Source organism: Streptomyces sp. NBC_00829, assembly GCF_045161795.1.
Lineage (GTDB): Bacteria > Actinomycetota > Actinomycetes > Streptomycetales > Streptomycetaceae > Streptomyces.
The window spans coordinates 8207033-8227512 of sequence record NZ_CP108867.1; the positions used below are offsets into that span (position 1 = coordinate 8207033).

Annotated in this window: 14 protein-coding genes and 2 pseudogenes; 12 read left to right on the plus strand and 4 right to left on the minus strand. The window is 69.3% G+C overall.

What is annotated here, in order from left to right; all coding sequences use genetic code 11:
- Positions 1 to 190: 190 nt before the first annotated feature.
- From OG293_RS36570 to OG293_RS36610, 9 genes and pseudogenes are all read left to right on the plus strand, one after another.
- A complete protein-coding gene (locus OG293_RS36570) occupies positions 191 to 403 on the plus strand; it encodes a hypothetical protein (RefSeq protein WP_406003045.1) in 213 nt (70 codons plus the stop codon).
- Positions 400 to 624, plus strand: a pseudogene (locus OG293_RS36575) (cytochrome c biogenesis protein CcdA); the annotation flags it as partial. The gene OG293_RS36570 and the pseudogene OG293_RS36575, both read left to right, overlap by 4 nt.
- A 293-nt stretch (positions 625 to 917) precedes the next feature.
- Positions 918 to 1109, plus strand: a pseudogene (locus OG293_RS36580) (transposase); the annotation flags it as partial.
- 444 nt (positions 1110 to 1553) lie between these two features.
- A complete protein-coding gene (locus OG293_RS36585; RefSeq protein ID WP_406003824.1) occupies positions 1554 to 4487 on the plus strand; it encodes a TIM-barrel domain-containing protein in 2934 nt (977 codons plus the stop codon).
- Positions 4488 to 4646: 159 nt separating this feature from the next.
- Positions 4647 to 6506 (plus strand): glycoside hydrolase domain-containing protein, encoded by a 1860-nt coding sequence (locus OG293_RS36590; protein ID WP_406003046.1) that lies wholly within the window; start codon positions 4647 to 4649, stop codon positions 6504 to 6506.
- Between the two features lie 101 nt (positions 6507 to 6607).
- Positions 6608 to 9718, plus strand: a complete 3111-nt coding sequence (locus OG293_RS36595; RefSeq protein ID WP_406003047.1) for an alpha-N-acetylglucosaminidase TIM-barrel domain-containing protein — start codon at positions 6608 to 6610, stop codon at positions 9716 to 9718.
- Between the two features lie 507 nt (positions 9719 to 10225).
- The gene (locus tag OG293_RS36600; RefSeq protein ID WP_406003048.1) at positions 10226 to 10567 is read left to right on the plus strand and encodes an ArsR/SmtB family transcription factor; all 342 of its coding nucleotides are present in this window, start codon (positions 10226 to 10228) and stop codon (positions 10565 to 10567) included.
- 3 nt (positions 10568 to 10570) lie between these two features.
- Complete coding sequence (locus OG293_RS36605) at positions 10571 to 11077, plus strand: SRPBCC family protein (RefSeq protein WP_406003049.1); 507 nt, start codon at positions 10571 to 10573, stop codon at positions 11075 to 11077.
- On the plus strand, positions 11077 to 11697 hold the full coding sequence (locus OG293_RS36610) for a dihydrofolate reductase family protein (RefSeq protein ID WP_406003050.1): 621 nt from the start codon (positions 11077 to 11079) through the stop codon (positions 11695 to 11697). Before OG293_RS36605 ends, OG293_RS36610 begins: the two co-directional genes overlap by 1 nt.
- A 116-nt stretch (positions 11698 to 11813) precedes the next feature.
- On the opposite strand, the gene OG293_RS36615 is transcribed toward OG293_RS36610, so the two are convergent.
- The 4 genes from OG293_RS36615 to OG293_RS36630 are packed head-to-tail and all read right to left on the minus strand — an operon-like array spanning position 11814 to position 16754.
- Complete coding sequence (locus OG293_RS36615; RefSeq protein ID WP_406003051.1) at positions 11814 to 13358, minus strand: ABC transporter ATP-binding protein; 1545 nt, start codon at positions 13356 to 13358, stop codon at positions 11814 to 11816.
- Positions 13355 to 14200: an ABC transporter permease gene (locus tag OG293_RS36620; protein ID WP_406003052.1), complete on the minus strand. Its 846-nt coding sequence runs from the start codon at positions 14198 to 14200 to the stop codon at positions 13355 to 13357. Before OG293_RS36620 ends, OG293_RS36615 begins: the two co-directional genes overlap by 4 nt.
- The gene (locus OG293_RS36625; protein ID WP_406003053.1) at positions 14197 to 15219 is read right to left on the minus strand and encodes an ABC transporter permease; all 1023 of its coding nucleotides are present in this window, start codon (positions 15217 to 15219) and stop codon (positions 14197 to 14199) included. The genes OG293_RS36620 and OG293_RS36625 overlap by 4 nt, the downstream gene beginning before the upstream one ends.
- The gene (locus OG293_RS36630) at positions 15207 to 16754 is read right to left on the minus strand and encodes an ABC transporter substrate-binding protein (protein WP_406003054.1); all 1548 of its coding nucleotides are present in this window, start codon (positions 16752 to 16754) and stop codon (positions 15207 to 15209) included. Before OG293_RS36630 ends, OG293_RS36625 begins: the two co-directional genes overlap by 13 nt.
- Positions 16755 to 17061: 307 nt before the next feature.
- On the opposite strand from OG293_RS36630, the gene OG293_RS36635 reads away from it, so the two are divergent.
- From OG293_RS36635 to OG293_RS36645, 3 genes are read left to right on the plus strand one after another with little or no spacing between them, the layout of a single operon-like run.
- Positions 17062 to 18057 (plus strand): TauD/TfdA family dioxygenase, encoded by a 996-nt coding sequence (locus OG293_RS36635; protein ID WP_406003055.1) that lies wholly within the window; start codon positions 17062 to 17064, stop codon positions 18055 to 18057.
- A 31-nt stretch (positions 18058 to 18088) separates the two neighbouring features.
- Positions 18089 to 19111, plus strand: a complete 1023-nt coding sequence (locus OG293_RS36640) for an ornithine cyclodeaminase family protein (protein WP_406003056.1) — start codon at positions 18089 to 18091, stop codon at positions 19109 to 19111.
- Positions 19102 to 20472, plus strand: coding sequence for a Y4yA family PLP-dependent enzyme (locus OG293_RS36645; protein ID WP_406003057.1), 1371 nt, complete (start codon positions 19102 to 19104; stop codon positions 20470 to 20472). The genes OG293_RS36640 and OG293_RS36645 overlap by 10 nt, the downstream gene beginning before the upstream one ends.
- The last annotated feature ends 8 nt before the right edge of the window (positions 20473 to 20480 follow it).

Consider the following 20480-nt stretch of genomic DNA (forward strand, 5'->3'; position numbering starts at 1 on the left):
CGACATCACCGCACCGTGAAGGCGAGGGTGCCGTCGCGGATCTGCCAGCCACCTCCCGATGAGGCCTGCTGGACTGATCGCGCACTGCCCTGCCTCTCACCGGACGGAACATGATGCCTGCAACCGCCGCCACTCCGGTCAACGGCCAACGCTCCTCCCCATCCTTCCCCGCTGACGGGGGTGGCTGGGCATGGTCTCGGTGATGCTGGGGATCTTCGCCACCGTCACCAACGAGATCCTGCCGACCGGTCTGCTGACCAGCGCCGTTCTCTCCCAGCGGTACAAGGTCCCCGCGCTGTCCACGCTGATCGTCGTCGACCCGGCCGGCAAGGTCACCTTCAAGGCCACCGACCCCGGCCCGGACCAGATCCCGACCGCCTTGCAGAAGCCGGGCGCGAGGTGAACGGCCTGCTCGCCCTCGCGTTCGCCGCCGGGATGATCGCCCCGGTCAACCCGTGCGGGTTCGCCCTGCTGCCCGCCTGGATCACCTACGCTCTCGACGACGGCGACACCTCACCCCTGCCGGTGCGCCTCGCCCGTGCGCTGCGGTCCGGGGCAGCCCTCACCGTCGGCTTCGCCGTCACCCTCGCGGCGGCCGGGCTCGTCGTCAGCGCTGGCGCCCGGCCCGGATCCAAGCGGCCCTGGCGCCGGGCCTTCCGCAACCATGGTGCCGTTCTCCAGATCACGGCCCCATCGCCCACCACGGCCAGCCCCGCTGCGGCCGCCGCCGGCCTCGTGCAACTGGGCGTCGTGCAGCTCAGCTTCGGCGGCAGCGGCACCTGGTGAACGCCGTACGCGCAAGCGCGTGAAAGCCCGCCCCGCCCGGCTATCGGGGCCGAAGGCTTCCACGATGTCGGACCTGAGCTCCTCCAAGTGGGTGTGTCAATTCAACGGCCCTGTCTCGGATTCGGTGGAAGCCCACCGGGCGGGTGCACCGCGTGATCGGCGTCGACGAATTCGCGCTGTGCCGGCGGCACCGCTATGCCACCGTGGTCATCGACGCCGAGACCCATGAGCGGATCGACGTGCTGCCCGACCGCACAGCCGACACCCTGGAAGCGTTGCTGCGCGAACATCCGGGCATCGAGGTCGTATGCCGTGACGGCTCCGATGTGCCCTCATCGCCGCGGCATCGGTGTGTCAACCGTCCGCGCCCGTACGGATATTCCGGATCGTTCCTGTCGCCGTGCAGCCTGCACCGACATCCAACGGGTGCTTCGTTCTGCGCGAAAGTTGCGCGATGCGCGCAGTCGCCGTCAGGGTGCCCCTCACGGCCGCGTGGCAGCCGGAAGTGGCAAAAATAGGGGACTGATTCCGCAATATCCCTATAGCTAACGGCAGTTCGGCCAGAGGCGGCCGACGTGGAGCTCTTGTTGGATCGTCAAATCCGTGCAGCTGAACTGTTGACAGGTGACTTCCATCGCCGCAATATGAGCAAAATCTTGCAGCAGCGCCCTGGTAGATCACAGGCCCCGTCAACCAGAGGACGAGCATTGCACCCACACTCCTCCAGGCGCGGCAGGCTCCTGGCCGCCGCGCTGGCCCTGGCGCTCATGCCTACCGTCTCCGCCGTTCTCACCCCGTCCGCCCAGGCCGACCCGGCGGACCGAATCAAGGTGACCCAGCGCGGAGACGACGTCACCGTGTCTGTCCCCGCCACGAAGGGGGCGCCCGGATACACGGTCGATGTCGCCACCGACAGGCTGGCACTGACCACCTCGCGCGGCGGCAAGCCCCTGCTCGGCACCGCCGTTGGGGACAGCGGCGGACTGCGATTCAGGTCCGGCGGAAGCTGGCAGCACGCCACAAAGGTCACCGACTGGTCATGGAAGAAGGGTGTCCTCAGCCTCACCGCCGCCACCACACTCGACGGTGCCACCGTCACCGCGCACCTGACGCCCAAGGCCGACCGCTACCAACTGAACTGGGACGTCGACGGCGGTAGCCCCGACCAACTCGGCCTCGTCTACGACCTCTCGTCGGCGGGCCACTGGTACGGGCACGGTGAGGCGCTGACGCCGCAGGGAGGCCCGGGCACCGACCAGCCGTGGCCGCTCGACAGCGGCGAGGTCAAGGACGAGGCGTTCGGCCCGGCCTCTTACCACATGGTCGACCCGTTCTGGTACACCTCCAGCGCGACCGGTCTGCGCGTTGACACCGGCAGGACGATGGACGTTTCCATCAACGGGCACAAGGACGGCCTGGGCCGCTTCACGGTCGAGTCCGCGGAGACCTACAAGGCGACGGTGTTCGTCGAGTCCACGCCGCTGGAGGTCTACCGTGACTACGTCGGCGTCGTCGGCAAGCCGAGCAAGAGCGACGCCACCTACGAGCAGTACGCCAAGCCGCTATGGAACTCGTGGGCGCAGTTCTACACCAATGTCGACCAGGACAAGCTCCTCGACTACGCCACCGACCTCCACAAGAACGGCGTGGACGGGCACACCATCCAGCTCGACGACAAGTGGGAGTCCGGATACGGGAACCTGACCTTCGACAAGAAGACCTTCCCCGACCCCAAGGGCATGTCCGCCAAGATCCACAACATGGGGTTCGACTTCGGCATCTGGGTCACCTTGTGGATCAATCTGGACTCCGACAACTACCAGTACGCGGTCGACCACGGGTACCTGCTCAAGGACGCCAAGGACACGAGCAAGCCGTGCAAGGTCACCTGGTGGAACGGCAATGCCGGGATCATCGATCTGGCGAACCCGGACGCCAAGGCCTGGTACGTCGGCAACCTGAAGAAGCTCATGAGCGACAACGAGATCGACGGGCTGAAGTTCGACACCCGCTTCTTCGACGACGCCTGCGCCCCGCACAGCGGCCACCAGGCCGCGGACTACCAGAGGCTCGGCGCGCAGCTCGCCGATGAGTTCGACCTTCAGGGCTCGGGCATCCGGGTGCACTGGGGCGAGATGGGACACAAGGCCGGCTTCGTCACCCGGCAGGTGGACAAGGGCACCAACTGGGAGTCCCTGCGCGCATCCGTGACCCAGAACCTCGCGATCTCCACCATCGGCTACCCGTTCATCGAGTCCGACATGATCGGCGGCTCCGGCAGCCACCCCGCCCCGTCCAAGGGTGTGCTGGTGCGCTGGGCCCAGTCGGCCTCGCTGATGCCGCTGATGTACTCCTCGACATCCCCGGTGGACACCAACGATGTGACCACCGGCCAGAAAGTCGTCTACGACCAGGAGACCATCGACCTCTACCAGAAGGCGATCAAGGCCCATGAGCGGCTCGCCCCCTACATCTGGGACCAGGTCCAGCACACGGTGGCCACCGGCGACCCGATCATGCGTCCACTGTTCTTCGACTACCCGAAGGACCGCAAGAGCTACAGCGTCGGCGACGAGTGGATGCTCGGCCCGGCCGTGCTCGCCGCTCCCAACCTCACCAACAAGGCCTCCCGCACGGTCTACCTGCCGGCCGGCGCCTGGTACGACGTCAACCACGGAACCGTGATCCACGGCCCCAGGACGCTCACCGGATACGGGGCGCCGCTCGGCGTCACCCCGGCGTTCGTCAACCTCAAGGCCAAGGGCGCCGGCAAGGCCGTTCGGGCGCTCAAGCGCCACGACGTGCCGGCCGCGGGCATCGCGATCAGCCCGGAATCCCCGTCCACCGGCAGCGGTACCCCGTTCAAGGTCACCACCACGGCGGCCAACTGGAGCGACCGGCCGATCCTGGGCGTCAAGGCGGCCCTGAAGGTGCCCGACGGCTGGACCGCCGAGGCCACCACCGCGGCCACCGCACGCATGCTCAACAACGGCGCGGCCCTGACCACCGACTGGACGGTGACTCCGGCGGAGCAGGCCCGGTGGGGCAGCCACGACATCACGGCCGAGGTGACGTACGACTACGGCAAGGAGGTCTCGGACACTGTCCAGGCGCAGGTGAAGGCCGTCCCGGGCAGTGTCATGGCGCCCTACAGGACAACAGCCACCACCGACGCCAAGTACGGCCAGGCCGGTGACCAGATCGCGATCTGGGCCGGCGGGCAGGACCTGTCCGGCGGGCAGGACGAGAAGGGCGCCGTCTACCTCGACGACGTGGCCGGTCCCAAGGCCACCGTGCAGGCCGAGGTGACCTCCCAGGAGGGCATCACCCCCGCCGGCAAGGCCGGGATCGCCGTGGCCAACGACCTCACCGCACCGGAGAAGGGCGGCTACGCGGTGCTGGTCATGACGAACAAGTACGGCCTGGAGTTCATGACCGACAGCAATGGCGACGGACGGCTCGACACCTGGGCCGGCGGCGGCGCCACCTACCACCCGGCCCATCTGAAGCTGACCCGCGACGGCGCCACCTACACGGCGTACGCCAGCAAGGACGGACGGACGTGGACCCAGGTCGGCACCGCCCAGGTGCCGTCGGCATCCGGTACCGGTGACGCCGGGATGGTGGCCAGTGCGGTCAACCTCTTCTACCCCGGCGAGACCGTGGAGGCGCACTTCCGCGACTTCGAAGTCACATCATGACCCCGCGTCCCGACTCCCGAGTCATGGACCCACCTCCTGGACGCACGTGCCGGCAGCGGCCTCCTGGCACCCGCGCCCACCCCCCTTGCACCTCCCCCTCGGCCCCGGCAGGTCCACCCACCCGTGCCGGGGCCTCGTACCGAAGCGAGGAACCGACCCATGGCACGTATGTCCACCGTCATCGCCGCCTTCGTCGCGGGGGTCGCCGTGGCCGCGAGCACCGTCGCGGTCGCGCGTAACGGCACCGACACCACCGACCTCAACTCCAAACCCACCACCACCTGGCTCACCGTCAAGGTGGCCGATGCCATGGGCACCAGAGACACCATCACCTGGGTCCCCACGGGATCGTTCGGCAGCTCCGCCGAGGTCCGGGTCCCGCGCTACCCCTTCAGCATCGACGGCAAGGACACCAAGGCCCTGTCCCTGTCCGCCGTGCGCAACGAGCAGGTCTCCGCACAGCTGGCGATCGCCTCCGGCCACGATCTCGGCAGCGTCCGCGCCCGGGTCGGCGATCTCACGGGCCCCGGCGGGGCGCGGCTGTCCTCCCGGTCGGCGAAGGTCCGGTTCGTCAAGTACGTGCCGGTCCAGCGGTCCAAGAGCGAGGTCGACTGGTCCGCCACCATCGACGACGTCAGCTCCGGCAAGGAGGTCTCGGGGGACCGCAACCCCGACGTGGTCGGCGACCCGCTCGAAGAGCGCCCCTACGTCGATGTGCCCGCGTACGCGGCACAGCCGCTGTGGTTCACCTTCCACATCCCCAAGGACGCCAAGCCCGGCACCTACACCGGCACCGTCAAGGTCGACGCGGACGGCAGAACCGAGGCGAGCTACCCGCTGACCATCGAGGTCGCGGACGCCACCGTGCCCGACGCCGCCACCTCCTCGTTCTTCCTCGATGTATGGGCCCAGCCGGAGACGATCGCCCAGGCGCACGGGGTCAAGCTCTGGTCCGACCGGCACTGGAAGCTCATCGAGCGATACGACCGGGACCTGGCCGGCCGCGGCCAGCGGGTCATCAACACCACCATCGTCGACAACCCCTGGCACCACCAGTGGTCGCTCGGCACCCGCCAGTCGCAGACGGCCACGCCGTACTCGAGCATGGTGGGCTGGACCTGGAACGGCAGCAGCTTCGCCTTCGACTTCTCGCGCTGGGACCGATATGTCTCGACCGCCAAAAGGGCCGGCGTCGGCCCGGAGATCGGTGCCTTCTCCATGCTGGCCTTCCAGGACGGCGAGCACCTGACCTATACCGACTCCCGTACCGGCAAGACCGTCTACGAGAACGTCGACCTCGGCGGTGCCCGCTGGCGGCAGGCCTGGGGGGCGTTCCTCCCGGCCTTCGAGGCGCACGTGAAGGCGAAGGGCTGGCTGCCGCACACCTGGCTGTCGTTCGACGAGCGGCCGGTCGACACCATGAAGGTCGTCAAGGACTTCGTCCACGAGACCGCCCCGGCCTTCGACGAGCGCATCTCCGTCGCCGGATCGATCAACACCGAGAACATCGCCTCCAACCTGTCCGTGGACTGGGGCGGCATCGACGCCATGACGCCGGAGAAGGCCGCGGAGCGGCGCAAGGCCGGGAAGATCACCACCTTCTACACCTACGGCCTGCCCGCGCACCCCAACACCCTCACCTACTCGCCCGCGGTCGAGGCCCGGATGCTGCCCTGGATCTCCGCGCAGCGGCACCTGGACGGGTTCTTGCGCTGGTCCTACAACAGCTGGACGCCCGACCCGTTCAAGCAGCCGGTGCATATCTTCAGCCAGGGCGACGAGTACCTGGTCTACCCGGGCGAGAACGGCCCGATGTCCTCCATCCGCTGGGAGCAGCTGAAGGAGGGCATCGAGGACTTCGACCTCGTCGCCCAGCTCCGGAAGAAGGACGGCGGCACGGACAGCGCCGCGCTCACCGATGCCCTCGCCACCGCCACCCGGGACCTCGACGGCCGCAAGAAGGACGTCACCGACATCGAGACCGCACGGGCGGCCGTCGTCAAGGCGCTGACCCGGTGACACACCGGACCACCTGAACGCGTGACCCGCGTGACCACCTGACGGCATGTCTGTCCAGGTCCTGTCCTCATGGCCGCGCCATCCGCTCGGAAAGGAAAAACATGCACGACAGCAACGGCGTCACCCGCAGACGGGTACTGACCGGCGCGGCCGCCATCGGCGGCGCGGTGCTCCTGGCTCCCCCGCAGGGCGCGTGGGCAGACACCTCCGAACCCTTCGACACGGCTCCCGCCGCCGCGGCCCTGCGGCGGCTGGTGCCCTGCCACCACCGGCAGGTCGAACTGCGCGCCGTCAGCCCCAAGGGCGGCGACCGCTTCCGGGTCACCGGCCGCAGAGGGCACATCACGGTGGAGGGCACCAGCCCCGCCGTGCTGCTCACCGGCTTCAACACCTACCTCACCCAGGTGGCCAAGGCCGACATCTCCTGGAACGGCGAACAGCTCGACCTGCCCCGGCTGCTCCGGGCCCCCACCCGCGAGATCAAGGGAACGGCGAACGTACGCCACCGGTTCGCACTCAACGACACCAACGACGGCTACACCGGCCCCTACCGGGGATGGCGGGCCTGGGAGCGCGAGATCGACGTGCTCGCGCTGCACGGCATCAACGCCGTCCTCGTCTACATCGGCGCGGACGCCGTCTACTACGACACCTTCCGCGAATTCGGCTACTCCGACGCCGAGATGAGGTCGTGGATCCCCGCACCATCGCACCAGCCGTGGTGGCTGCTGCAGAACATGTCCGGGTTCGGCGGCCCGGTGTCCAAACAGCTGATCGACCGGCGCGCCGCCCTCGCCGAGAAGATCGTCGCCAGGGTGCGGGAGCTCGGGATGACCCCGGTGCTGCCCGGCTACTACGGCACGGTGCCGGACGGCTTCGCCGCCAAGAACCCCGGCGCCTCGGTGGTCGAACAGGGCGCCTGGGGCGCCTTCCAGCGCCCGGACTGGCTCGACCCGCGCACCCCGGTCTTCGCCAAGGTCGCCCGCTCCTTCTACCGGCACCAGCGGGAGCGTTTCGGTGACAGCACGATGTACAAGATGGACCTGCTCCACGAGGGCGGCAAGCCCGGCGACGTGCCCGTCGGCGACGCCGCCAGGACCGTCGAGGCAGCCCTGCGCTCCGCCCACCCGAGGGCGGTCTGGGCGATCCTGGGCTGGCAGGACAACCCCCGCAAGGAGATCCTGGACGCCGTCGACAAGAGCGGGATGCTCATAGTCGACGGGCTCTCGGACCGCTACCCCGCAGTCACGGACCGCGAGAGCGACTGGGGCGGCACCCCGTACGCGTTCGGCAGCATCTGGAACTTCGGCGGGCACACCCCCATCGGCGCCAACACCCCCGACTGGGTCAGCCTCTACCCGCGCTGGAGGGACAAGAAGGACAGCGCACTGGCGGGCATCGCGATGATGCCCGAGGGAGCCGACAACAACCCCGCCGCAATGGCCCTGTTCACCGAACTGGCCTGGACCCCCGGCACCATCGGCCTCGACGACTGGTTCACCTCGTACGCGACCTCACGGTACGGCGGCAAGGACCGGCATGCCGCCGCGGCCTGGAAGGTGATCCGGGAGACCGCGTACGGAACGACCCGCGCCGACTCGTGGAGCGAGGCGGCGGACGGGCTGTTCGCGGCACGGCCGAGCCTGAGCGCCACGAAAGCCGCGTCGTGGAGCCCCGAGGCGGAGCGCTATGACACCGCGGCGTTCGACAGGGCGCTCGCCGAACTGGTCGGGGTCGCGCCCGAGCTGCGCGGCAGCTCGGCCTACCGGTACGACCTCGCCGACGTCACCCGCCAGGTGCTCTCCAACCGCGGCAGGATCCTGCTGCCGCAGATCAAGTCGGCCTACGACGCCGGTGACCGCAAGCGGTTCGCCGAGCTCACCGGGACCTGGCTGAGCTGGATGACGCTGATGGACGAGGTGCTGGCCACCAGCGAGCAGCACCTGCTCGGGCGCTGGCTGGCGGACGCCCGCTCCTGGGGCGCCACCCCCGCCGAGAAGGACCGGCTGGAGTACGACGCCCGGTCCATCATCACCACCTGGGGTGGGCGGACCAGCAGCGAGCAGGGGCTGCACGACTACGCCAACCGGGAGTGGGCCGGGCTCGTCGGCGGCCTCTACCGCACCCGCTGGAACACCTACTTCCACGAGCTGACGAACGCGCTCGCGACAGGCCGACCGCCCGCGGAGATCGACTGGTTCGAGATCGAGGACCGCTGGGCGCACCGGCACGACACCTATCCGACGAAGGCCGAAGGCGACATCCACAAACTGGCCAAGCAGGTGCTGGCCGCCTTGGCCGCCGACCCGCACCAGGTCGCGCTGACCGCGTCAGCCGACCATGTGTCGGTGACGCCGGGCAAGCCGGTCAAGGTCGCCGTGTCGTTCACCAACCGCAACGGCTTCGCCCCGGCCAAGGGCGTCGAACTGTCGGTCGAGACACCGGACGGTATGACCGCCGAGCCCGTCGGCGCCACCTCGGCGGCCTCGGTGGCTCCGGGGGATACCTTCACGGCGGCGTTCGAGGTCGGCATCACCGGGGGCGCCGACACGCTGGTCACCGCGGTGCCGGTCGCCGCCTCCTACACCTTCGGCCGCTCGGCCGGCTCAGTCGCGGCGGCGGTGCGGCTGATGGCCGGTACCGGGGTGCGCGACCCCTACCGGACCGCGTCCTTCAATGAGGCGGTCTTCGGCCAGTCGGGCGGCGCCGGGAGCGCACTCGCCATCGAGGGCGCCGGGGCCGACCTGTGGGGCGGAACCAACGAGTTCGGGGCGATCTACCGCCCCGGCGCATTTGGGGGCACCTCGACGGCGACGGTCGCGGTCGTCTCCCAGGACACCACGGGTGGCTGGGCCCGCGCGGGCCTGATCGTCCGCAACCGCCTCGCCGCGAACGGGGACGCCGGATACGTCAACCTGTCGGTGACCCCGTCCAACGGCTGTGTGCTCTCCTGGGACTCCGACGGCAACGGGACGTTCGACTCGATCGCGATGAACGGCTCCTCGGCCGCGCCCATCCATCTGCGCCTGACCCGCTCGGGTGGCAGCTACACGGGCGAGTTCAGCACGGACGGCACCACGTGGACCAAGGTCGGCACGGCCACCCCGTCCGGCGCCGCCGACACCCAGGACATCGGTGTCTTCATGACGGCGGCCAACGGCTGGACGGGCACCCGCGGCATCGCCGAGTTCAAGGACTTCACCGTCGCATAGGGGTTGTCCCCCCGACAGGGGCCGACCCAGGGGGGCGGCCCTCGTCGCTGCCCGCCGAACCGCACGCTTCCTCGGATGTGCGTGCACGGCAGGACGCCCCGCCGTGCTGGCCGCGGACCGCGAAGGGGCGGTCTTCGGCATGTGGGAAGGCAGAACACTGCGCTGGACCGTCGGCCACGGAAGCGCAACGGCGCGCCTTGAGCTGCGCACCGGTCGGCATACCGCCCATAGAGCCCTGAATTCGTCATCCTCGTCAAAGGAGGCCCGAAGCGTCTCATCGTAGGACTACGCTCACTCGGCCACCATGTCCAGCTGTCCATCCCCGGGGAGACCCCGGACATAATCCTGTCCGGCGTCGGGGCCATCCCCGCGCGCGGGGAGCAGCATGACGCCTGCCCCTCCTGTCGGTTGACGATGGGACCATCCCCGCGGGGCCTCTTGATCGATTTCAGCTCTGTGACACTCCTCCGGCTTGACGCATGCCGATATCGGAATATGATGGACCCCATGGCACGAGCAGCGACGACGTCGGACGTCTTCAACGCGATCGCCGAGCCGCAGCGCCGGGAGATCCTGCTGCTGCTGCGGGCGGGTGAGCGGCCGGTGACCGAGTTGGCCCAGGAGTTGGGGATGACCCAGCCGGGGGCGTCCAAACATCTGCGGGTGCTCCGGGAGGTCGGGCTGGTGCGGGACCGCAAGGCAGGCAAGCAGCGCCTGTATGGCCTTGACGCCCGCGGGCTGCGACCGGTCCACGAGTGGACCGGCGGGTTCGAGCGGTTCTGGAACGAGAGCTTCGGCCGGCTGGACGAGTACGTGCAGGACCTCAAGCAGGCAAGGCAGGAGGAGTGACCGATGGCAGCGACAGGACGGGACGCGTCGGCGCGGTCAGCGACGGCCGACCGCGAGATCGTGATCTCCAGGGCCATCAGTGCCCCACGGGAGCTGGTGTTCGAGGCGTTCACCGAGGTGCGGCACCTGTCGCGGTGGTGGGGACCGGAGGGGTTCACCACCACCACGCGGGCGTTCGAGTTCCGCGTCGGCGGGGAGTGGGACTTCGTGATGCACGGACCGGACGGGACGGACTACCAGGAGTGGATCTCCTGGACCGAGATCGCCCCGCCGGAGCGGATCGCGTTGCTCCACGGTGAGTCCCGCGGTGACCCGAACGCCTTCGAGTCGACCCTCACCTTCGCGCCCGACGGCGCGGCGACCCGGATCGAGATGCGCACAGTGTTCCCCACCAAGGAGCTGCGCGACGAGGCTGTCGAGAAGTACCACGCGATCGAGGGCGGCCAGCAGACCCTGAGCAACCTGGCTGCCTACGTCACCGAGATCGTTCGGAAGGGAGCGGAGGGCTGATGGCCGGAAAGGTGTTCTTCAGCGTGACGATGTCGCTGGACGGTTTCATCGCGCCCGAGTCCCTCGAGGACTTGATGGGGCAGCAGTGGATGGAACTGCAGCAGTGGATCTTCCCGCAGCGGTTCATCCGGGAGAACCTGAAGCTCGGCGAGGGCGGCGAGGAAGGGCGCGACAACGACATCGTGCGGGAGACGTTCGAGCGCACAGGCGCGAGCGTGATGGGCAAGCGCATGTTCGACGCCGGCGAGCAGGCGTGGCCGGAGGAGGCGCCGTTCCACACGCCGGTCTTCGTCGTGACGCACGAGAAGCGTGACCCCTGGGAGCGGCTGGGCGGGACCACCTTCCACTTCGTCAACGACGGCATCGAGACCGCGCTCGACCAGGCACGCGAGGCCGCCGGCGACCGGGACGTCCGCATCGCGGGCGGCGGCGCGACGATCCTGGAGTACGTGAACGCGGGCCTGGTCGACGAGTTCTCGATCGCGCTGTCACCCGTGCTGTTCGGCTCCGGGATCCGCCTGTTCGAGGGCGTGGACGCGGGCCGCGTGGCCCTGGAGCCGGTCCGCGCGGAGCCCTCCCCAAGGGTGACGCACCTGACCTACACCGTCCGGGAGCGGTAACTGTCCCGAACTCAGCGCTCTCCCGCCGAGGTCAGCTGCCCGCGGACAGCCGGCCCGCCCTGGCCGCGACGGCCCGCCCTGGCCGCGACGACGGATGGCGAGTGGAGATCGACCGCCTAGCCACCGACGTGACGGGCCCATGCAGGGATCGCCATCAGCGCCGTGGTTGGGCCGTGATCCCGTAGCCGGCCGGCGTCCAGGATGTGGACGGTGTCTGTGTAGGCGGCGATCAGGTGGAGTTCGTGAGAGACCATCGCGATCGTCATGGCGTGCTCGGTCCGCAGATGGGTGAGAAGGTTCATGACTGCGGTGGCGGTGGCAGGGTCGAGGGCGGATGTGATCTCGTCGCAGAGCAGGACGTCGGGAGCGGCGGCCAGAGCGCGGGCGATGGAGACGCGCTGACGCTGACCGCCGGAGAGCTCTGGCGGGTAGCGCCCGGCGAAGTCGCCGGGAAGTTCTACCTGCTTGAGCAGCTCGGCGATCCGGCCGGGTATGGCGGTTCGGGAAAGGCCGGCGTGCAGGCGCAGGGGCCTGGCCAGGGCGGCCGCGACGGTGTGTGAGGGGTTGAGGGCGGCCAGCGGGTTCTGTGGGACGAACTGGATACGGCGCTGGTCTTCTCGTGTACGCCGGCGCGCAGTGTGTGCCAGTGACCGTCCGTCGAGCGTCAGGTGGCCCGTGTCCGGGGGGTGCAGTCCGGCGAGGACCCGCAGGAGTGTGGTCTTCCCGGAACCTGAGGGGCCGACGATGCCGGTGGCGGACCCGGCGGGGGCGGTGAAGTCGATGGCGTCGAGGGCGGGGTGGCGGCCACCGCGGTGACGGAACGCGACGCCGACGGAGCGTGCCTGGAGCCCGTTCCTCGTGTTCTCGCGCGTGGCTGGAGTCAGGGGGGTTGGGGGCGTTGGGCGCTTCTGGGCGGGAGGGCTCCGGAATGTTGGGGAGGACAGCTGGATGACGTCGTCGGCGTAGGACCGGACGAGATCAGGGTCGTGGGTGGCCATGACGACGGCGAGGCCCCGGGTGGCTGCCAGGTCACGCAGCAAAGTGGCGATCTCGTCACGAAGGGCTGCGTCGAGTCCTGCGGTGGGTTCGTCCAGCAGCAGAACGTCGGGCGTGCGGGCGAGCGCCCGGGCAATTGCGACGCGGCGTTGCTGGCCTCCGGAGAGGGCGGTGGGACGTCGCTCGGGGAGTCCGTCGTCGACGGGGAGCCGGCATTCGCGCAGGAGGCCGAGGACGGTTGCGTCGCTGCGGTCGCGGGCTACTTCGGCCACGAGCTGACGGACCTTCATCCGTGGATTGAGAGCCGATCCGGGATCCTGCCCGACGTAGGCGACACGTGAGCGGCGCACATTCCGCAACTGTTTCGGGGGGAGTGTGGGGGTGTGGTGTCCAAGGACATCGAGTGTTCCACCGGAGATGGCGGCGCCGGGCGGGATGTGGCCGATGAGGGCGCGCAGCAGGGTTGTCTTGCCGGATCCGGAGGCGCCGGTGAGGGCGGTGACACGGCCTGCGTGGAAGGCGGCGGAGACAGTCTGCAGCAGCACAGGCCCATCCGGGACGGCGATCTTGAGATCGGTAACCGTGGCGACGGGCGACGACGCGTCTTTCTGCGAGGTCTGGTCGGTCGGGAAGGCTTGTGTGTTGTGATGCGCGGTGTCGCTCATGAGGTGGTCACCGTCCCGCGGACGAAGTGGGGCGCCAGGGTCGTGGAGGCGAGGTTGACGGTGATCGCGAGCAGCGCGATGGCAAGGCTCGGGGCCACGACGGCCCAGGGGTTGAGCAGAATGCCGGGGGCGTTCTCGCGGACCATCAGGGACCAGTCGGGGTCCGGCGGCTGCGGGCCGATCTGGAGGAAGCCGGCCATCGAGATGACGTAGGTGGCTTCGACGAACCGGAGGCCGAACAGGGCCAGGATGGTGGCGCGGAGGTTGGGCAGCAGCTCGCGCAGTGCGATGTAGGTCAGGCCTTCGCCGCGGGCCCAGGCTGCTTCGACGTAGCCGGAAGCGGCGAGGGGGGCCGCAGCACTGGCGACGATGCGCACGGCGTACGGGATGCCGAGGACGATCGCGGCGCAGATGACCGCCCAGCGTCCGCCGCCGGGCCAGGCCAGGGCGATGAGCATGATGCCGAGAATGGGCGGGAGAAGGATCGCGACATCGGCAGTGCGCTCGACCGCTCGGCCGACGGCGGGTCGCAGTACGGCGATGCAGCCCAGGAGAGTTGCCACCAGGGTGACGACGACCGCCACCAGCAACGCGCTGCCGATCAGGGCGGTGCCGCCGTGCAGTAGGCGGCTCAGGACATCGCGGCCCAGCTGGTCGCCGCCCAGGGGAGCGCCGTCGCCCGGCGCCATGTACGGGCCGGTGACGGGGGTGTCGATGGTGTGAGGGGAGAGGAAGGGGCCGCACAGGGCCAGGAGCACGAGCAGAACACCGGGGGCGATGCGAGGCAGGGTTGCGCGGGCGGATGCGGGCGACCGTTTGCGGGCCGCGGTGGTGGCGCTCATGCGCGGGCTCCCAGGGCGCGGGCGCGGATGAGGTCCGCGGCCAGCAGGATGAGGCTGATGACGGTGCCGGCGCAGATGACGACGCCGGCGATGAGCGGGGTGTCGCGGGCGGCGACGGCGCCGGCCAGGACACTGCCGATGCCGGGGTAGTTGAAGAGGGTCTCCACTACCACGGCGCCGCCCAGGAGCATGCCGGTCGAGGTGGCGATGCCGGTGGCGATGGTCGGGACGGCTCCGGGCAGGGCGTGTCGCAGGAGAACCTGGTGGGTGGGCAGCCCGTCCAGATGGGCGGCTTCGACGTGGGGGGTTGTGACCTGGTCGGCAAGGGCTCCGCGCACGATCCGTGTGTTCCAACCGGTCTGCGGGATGACCAGGGCGAGGACCGGCATGATCAGCATCGTCCAGGTCGCCGGGGAGCCGTCGGCGCCGGTGACGGTGACGGCGGGCAGCCAGCCTGTCCACAGCGACAGCACGAGGAGCAGCAGGACGGAAATGACGAACTCGGGTACGGCGAATGCCGCGGTGGCCGTGTGTCCGACGATCCGGTCGACGAGCCGTCCGGGGCGGGCCGCCGCCCAGCAGCCGAGAGCCAGGGACACCACGACCGTGATCACGAACGCACTCGCCCCCAGCAGCAGGGTGTTGGGGAAGGGGTCGGCCAGCAGCTCGGTGACGTTCTGGCCGCGCGCGGACGTGCCGAGGTCACCGGTGGGCAGTGCGGTCATCCAGTCCCAGAACCGTTCCCACAGCGGCCGGTCCAGCCCCAGCAGATGACGTCGGGCGGCCACGTCGGCCGCGCTGTCACCGCGCTCGGACGATGCCGATGCCGCGTCGCCCGGCAGTACTTCGACGGCGGCGAAGACCACGGCGAGGAGCACCACCAGCATCAGCGCACGGCGAGCGACGGCCGCTGCTGCCCTTCCGGCGAGCGCGGTGGCGCGACGCGGCGGCGTGGCCGCCCCTGCCGAAGCGGGGGCGGCCACCGTGTCGGTGTTGACCGTGGGTATCAACGAAGCCACACGTTCTCGAGCTGGACCCGGCCGTAGCCGGCGAGCTTGGGCAGGTTCTGGACCTTGGATGCCGCCAGGTCGATGCCGTCGGCCATGCCCCACAGCAGGTAGCCGGACTTGGCGAACTCGATCTGCTGGAGTTCCTTGAGCGCCGCGGCGCGGGCCGTTTCGTCGGCCGTGCCGATGACCTTGAGGTAGGAGGCGTCGAACTCCTTGTCCGCCCAGCCGGCTTCGTTCTGTCCCGCCTCGCTGACCATGGTCTTCGAAGCGAAGAAGACGACCGAGTCGTTGGTGCCCCAGTACGTGGTGTAGAAGTCGCCGTTCTTCCAGGTCTTGTCCCAGAAGGTGCCGGACTCCTGCTTGACGACCTTGATCTTGATGCCTGCCTCGCGGGCCTGGTTCGCGAAGAGGGTCGCGGACTCGGCCAGGCCGGGGATGTCCTCGGTGGTGACGAGGTCGTAGGTCTTGGACAGGTCGAACTTGGCCTCCGCAAGGAGGGACTTGGCCTGTGCCAGGTCCTTCTTGCGCTGGGGTATGTCCTTGGCCAGGTGAGGGTCCCCGGTGCCCATGATGTCGTTGGCGACTGTGCCGTAGCCGGACAGGACCTGCTTGACCATCGCGTCGCGGTCGACGACCAGGCGCATGGCCTCACGCACGCGTACGTCGGCGAACGGTCCGCTCGCCGTGCGCATCACGATCGGCATCGCCATGTCGTTGGGGCGACGCAGGACCTGGATGTCCTTGCGGCTCGCGGCAGTGCGGGCGGCGACCGCGCCGGCGTTGGAGGCCACGTCGATCTGACCGGCAAGGAGGGCGTTGGCCATGGCCTGCGGGGTTTCGAACATGGTGACCTCGATGGCATCGAGGTGCACCGCGCCGCCGTACCACTTGTCGTTCTTCACCAGGCGCGCATTGCCGCCGCGGAACCAGTCCAGCCTGAACGGACCGGTACCGGGCGCCTTCTCCACGGCCTTCTCGGCGGTGCCCTTCTTCAGCACGAACGTCGTCAGGCGGGTCAGCAGCGGCAGTTCGGCGTTGGCGTAGTCGGAGACCAGGACGACGGTGTCGGTTCCCTCGGCCCGTATGTTCTCAGGCTTGATGCCCGGCAGTCGCGCGGCGCCCGAGGGGGTGTTGCGCAGGCGCTTCAACGACCAGACGACGTCATCGGCCGTCACCGGGCTGCCGTCGTGGAAGGCGGCCCCCTTGGCGATCTTGAACTTCCAGGTCTTCAGATCGGCCGACGGCTCCCACGAAGCCGCCAGCCGGGGCTTGGTGTTGGGGTTGGCGCCGGGGATCGTGAGGGTGTCGTAGATGAGGGCCAGGATGAGGTAGTCGCTCTCGTTGGCCTGGGTGCCGTGCGGGTCGCGAGTGATGGCGCTGGCCCGGCCGAGGGCTCCGACGCGCAGTACGCCGCCGCTCTTTGGCTTGCTGCCACCGGCCGGTGCGGTGTCGGTGTCTTCCGCCCCCGAGGAGCAGGCCGCGAGCAGTGCGGTCGCGCCTATCGCTCCGCCGGCCAGAAGCAGTTGGCGCCTGTTGATGTCCACGTACGTCCCTCGATCCACTGGCAACTGGGGGTGCTTAGGTTTGCCTACCCTAATGACCCGCGGGGCTGCAACCCGCCACCCGCGATGGATCACATGTCCGATTTCAGCAACGACCTTCGTAACTAAGGTTTGCCTTACCTAAGTTTCCTGCTATGTTCGAGCCGTTCGCCGGATCCGCGCCGCCACGGTTGGTCACCAACCAGCCGTCAAATACCGCCAGTTACGAAGCCTCGCCTTCGTCGCGAGAGAACTGCGCCAGTGAACCGGCGTTCCCCCCTGCCATCCGACTGAAACGGATTCCTTCGCCATGAGCACGGCAGCCGCACCTGTCCGCACGCTCGATGCCCCCGTGGTGGGCGAACTCCGCCAGGCTGCGGAGAAACTGCTCGCCGAGTTCCGAACCTCCGCCACGAGCCCGCAGCTTCTGGTCCGGGTCCGCGAAGTCGCCCATGGGTTCAGCCAGGCATTGCGCGACGAGTGCCGCCCCGTGGACACCGCTGACGGACTGTTCGTCATCCGGGGCCTGGACGTCGATGACGAGGAAGTCGGCCCGACTCCCTCCAGCTGGGCCACGGCCGGCGACAGCGGCGCGGTGTATGACCTCGCCCTGCTGCTTCTCGCCACCGTGATGGGCAATCCCATTGCGTGGGACGGCCAGCAGGACGGCCGCTTCGTCCACAACATCGTCCCGTCCCCGGGACATGAGGCGGAGCAGACCGGCGCATCCAGCAGCGTGCTGCTGAGCCCTCACACCGAGGACGCGTTCCACCCAGGCCGCGCCCATCTGCTGATGCTCGGCTGCATGCGCAACCCCGACAACATCGCCACCACCGCGGCCAGCATCCGCAAGACCCGCCTCACCGACTCTGACACCGAAGTGCTGAAGAAGCCGGTCGTGCCGATCCTGCCCGACGACGCCTACGAAGCCGCTCAGGGCTACACGGACGAGGCCGCGCCCGCGGTACCGGCGCTGTACGCCGCCGAGGACGGGATGACGCTGCGCTTCGACCCGGCGTACACGCCGCTGGACGACGCGGACGACACCTACCGCAGCGCGTACGGACGGCTGTCGGACGAACTCGCGCGGGTGTCGGTGGCCGTCAGCCTCAGCCCCGGCGAAATCCTCGTCGTCGACAACGACATGGTCGTCCACGGCCGAGTGCCGTTCCAGGCCCGGTACGACGGAACCGACCGCTGGCTCAAGCGCGCCTCCGTCCGCGTCCCAGGGCGCCGCACACGCCCCGCGGCCGAATCCACCGAGCACGGGTACGGTCAGGCCGCCCTCGAAGCGCACGCGAGCTGAACACCCGCCCCGCACTGGAGGAAGCATCACCATGACGGACACTTCGGCCGCCCACGGCATACCGATATCCGGCGGCCCCAAGAGCCTGCGGGTCCTGTCGACCACCGACCTCGCCGGGATCGACATATCCCTCGCGGACGTGGTCGCCACCGTGGAGGGGGCGTACCGCACCCTCCACGCGGGCCAGTCCGACAACCCCCGGAAGCTGACCGTCAAGCCGCAGGACGGTCACTCGGTCTCCTACGCGATGCTCGGCCGGGACGGCTCCCGCAACGTTGTGGCGATCAAAACCTCGTACAAGCACGGCTTGGACAAGGGCCGCGAGGAACAGCGCTACTACACCGCGTTGACGATCTACGACGACACCACCGGGCTCCCGGTCGCGATGATGGACTGCTCCCGCATCGGCTCCTTGCGGACGCCCGCCGTGTCCGCCCTGCTGGCCCGCGAATGTGCGGCCCCCGCCTCCCGCTCGGCCCTGGTCATCGGAACAGGTACTCAGGGCCGCCTCGCTCTGCCGTTCCTCCTGACGACTCTGCCCGGTTTGGACCGGCTGATGGTGTTCGGGACTCACCCCGACGGCATCGCCGCCGTTCGCGAGGAGCTGCGCGTCCACTTCCCCGACCGGGACATCGAGATCGTCACCGATGTGCGGGAAGCCGCCGCGGACGCCGATGTCGTCGTCGCGACCGCCGGCGCCCACACCCTGGCTGCGGTTGAAGCGGAGTGGCTGAAGCCCGGCGCGCTGTCCGTGCTGGTCGGCCACGGACTCGCGCCCTCGACCCTGCACCGGGCTGACCGTGTCATCGCGACCAGCGAGGCGCAGATGAACGTCACCGGCACCGACATGGCCGACGTCGACGGCAAACTGCCCGCCGTCGACTCGGAGTTCCCGCCCGTACTCGCGGGAATCACCGCGGGCCGCCTCAGCAGCACGGAGCGGATCTTCGCCTACAACAGCGGCCTCGTCGTCACCGACATCGCCCTCGGGCATCACTTCGCCCAGCTGGCCATCGCCCAGGGCCTGGGCACCGAGGTGCCGCTGTGGCAGTGAGCCCCGCCCGCTGGCCCGCGCTCCCCGCCCTCGCCGACCCGGCAACGGATCAGGTGCTGGGCAGCGGGCTGCTGCCCGAACTCGCCTACGCCTTCGGCGGCCCATTCCACTTCCTGCTCCCCGACGCGTTCGACGCCAATCTCCGCGCCATGCAGGATGCGCTCGCGGCCGCAGGAGTGGACGGCTTCGTGTACTTCGCCAAGAAGGCCAACAAGGCCGCGGTGTTCGCCGAACGGGCGGCGGCGGGCGGCGCCGGCGTGGATGTCGCCTCCGTAGCTGAACTGCGTGAAGCCCTCGGTCACGGTGTACGCGGCGAGCATGTCGTGGTCACCGGCCCGGCCAAGGACGCCTCCCTGCTCCGTCCGGCGGTCCAGCACGGCGCGCTCATCGCGGCCGACGCGCTCGACGAACTCGACACGCTGATCACCATCGCACTGACCGGTCGGGTGCGCCCGGCTCGCGTCCTGCTGCGCTGCCTTCCCCCCGAGCAGCCGCACAGCCGCTTCGGGATGAACGACAGCGAACTGGCCACTGCCATGGACCGGTGTGTCCAGGCGGGGGACGCGCTGCGCATGGAGGGCTTCAGCTTCCACCTGTCCGGCTACGCCCTCCAGCCCCGCACCGACCTGGTCGGCCGTCTCGTCGAGCGATGCCTCAAAGCCCGCGTCCAGGGTCTGGAAGCCAGCCGGATCAGCATCGGCGGCGGCCTGCCCATCAGCTACACCGACGCGAGCAGTTGGCGCACCTTCCTCGCCGGGCACCACAGCCGCTACTACCACGCGGGCAAGGCATTCCAGACGGGTGACTTCTACCCCTATCACTCTCCAAAGGCCGGGCCCGTCGCCCTGGCCTCACTGCTGGCAGCCACACCCGAGGGAAGCCAGCGGTCTGTCGCCGAGATGGTGAAGGACGCCGACGTCGAGCTGCTGCTCGAACCGGGCCGCGCACTCCTCGACCAGGCCGGGGCGACCGTCTTCAGCATCCAGGGTGTCAAGGACCGGGACGGATACCAGCTCCTGACCGTCGACGGCACCAGCCTCAGCCTGTCCGAGCAGTGGTTCAACAGCGAATACCTGCCCGATCCCCGGCTCCTGCCGCAGGACACCACCGGAGCCGCCGGTGTCCACCCGGCCAGCGTCGGGGCCGCCACCTGCCTGGAGTCCGACATGATCACCTGGCGCAAGGTCGGCTTCCCCCGGCGTCCGCGCACCGGTGACCTGCTGGTGTATCCCAACACCGCCGGATACCAGATGGACTCCAATGAGTCGCCCTTCCACGACCTGCCGCTGCCGCCCAAGGTCGTCATCGACCGGACCGACCTGCCCCGCCCGCGCTGGCGCCTCGACCGCCACGTCGCGTGACCGGTCCC

Coding starts and splice junctions, on each gene's coding strand:
- OG293_RS36570 (WP_406003045.1), top strand. CDS start 191: ATGGTCTCGGTGATGCTGGGGATCTTCGCCACCGTCACCAACGAGATC.
- OG293_RS36585 (WP_406003824.1), top strand. CDS start 1,554: ATGCCTACCGTCTCCGCCGTTCTCACCCCGTCCGCCCAGGCCGACCCG.
- OG293_RS36590 (WP_406003046.1), top strand. CDS start 4,647: ATGGCACGTATGTCCACCGTCATCGCCGCCTTCGTCGCGGGGGTCGCC.
- OG293_RS36595 (WP_406003047.1), top strand. CDS start 6,608: ATGCACGACAGCAACGGCGTCACCCGCAGACGGGTACTGACCGGCGCG.
- OG293_RS36600 (WP_406003048.1), top strand. CDS start 10,226: ATGGCACGAGCAGCGACGACGTCGGACGTCTTCAACGCGATCGCCGAG.
- OG293_RS36605 (WP_406003049.1), top strand. CDS start 10,571: ATGGCAGCGACAGGACGGGACGCGTCGGCGCGGTCAGCGACGGCCGAC.
- OG293_RS36610 (WP_406003050.1), top strand. CDS start 11,077: ATGGCCGGAAAGGTGTTCTTCAGCGTGACGATGTCGCTGGACGGTTTC.
- OG293_RS36615 (WP_406003051.1), bottom strand. CDS start 13,358: ATGAGCGACACCGCGCATCACAACACACAAGCCTTCCCGACCGACCAG.
- OG293_RS36620 (WP_406003052.1), bottom strand. CDS start 14,200: ATGAGCGCCACCACCGCGGCCCGCAAACGGTCGCCCGCATCCGCCCGC.
- OG293_RS36635 (WP_406003055.1), top strand. CDS start 17,062: ATGAGCACGGCAGCCGCACCTGTCCGCACGCTCGATGCCCCCGTGGTG.
- OG293_RS36640 (WP_406003056.1), top strand. CDS start 18,089: ATGACGGACACTTCGGCCGCCCACGGCATACCGATATCCGGCGGCCCC.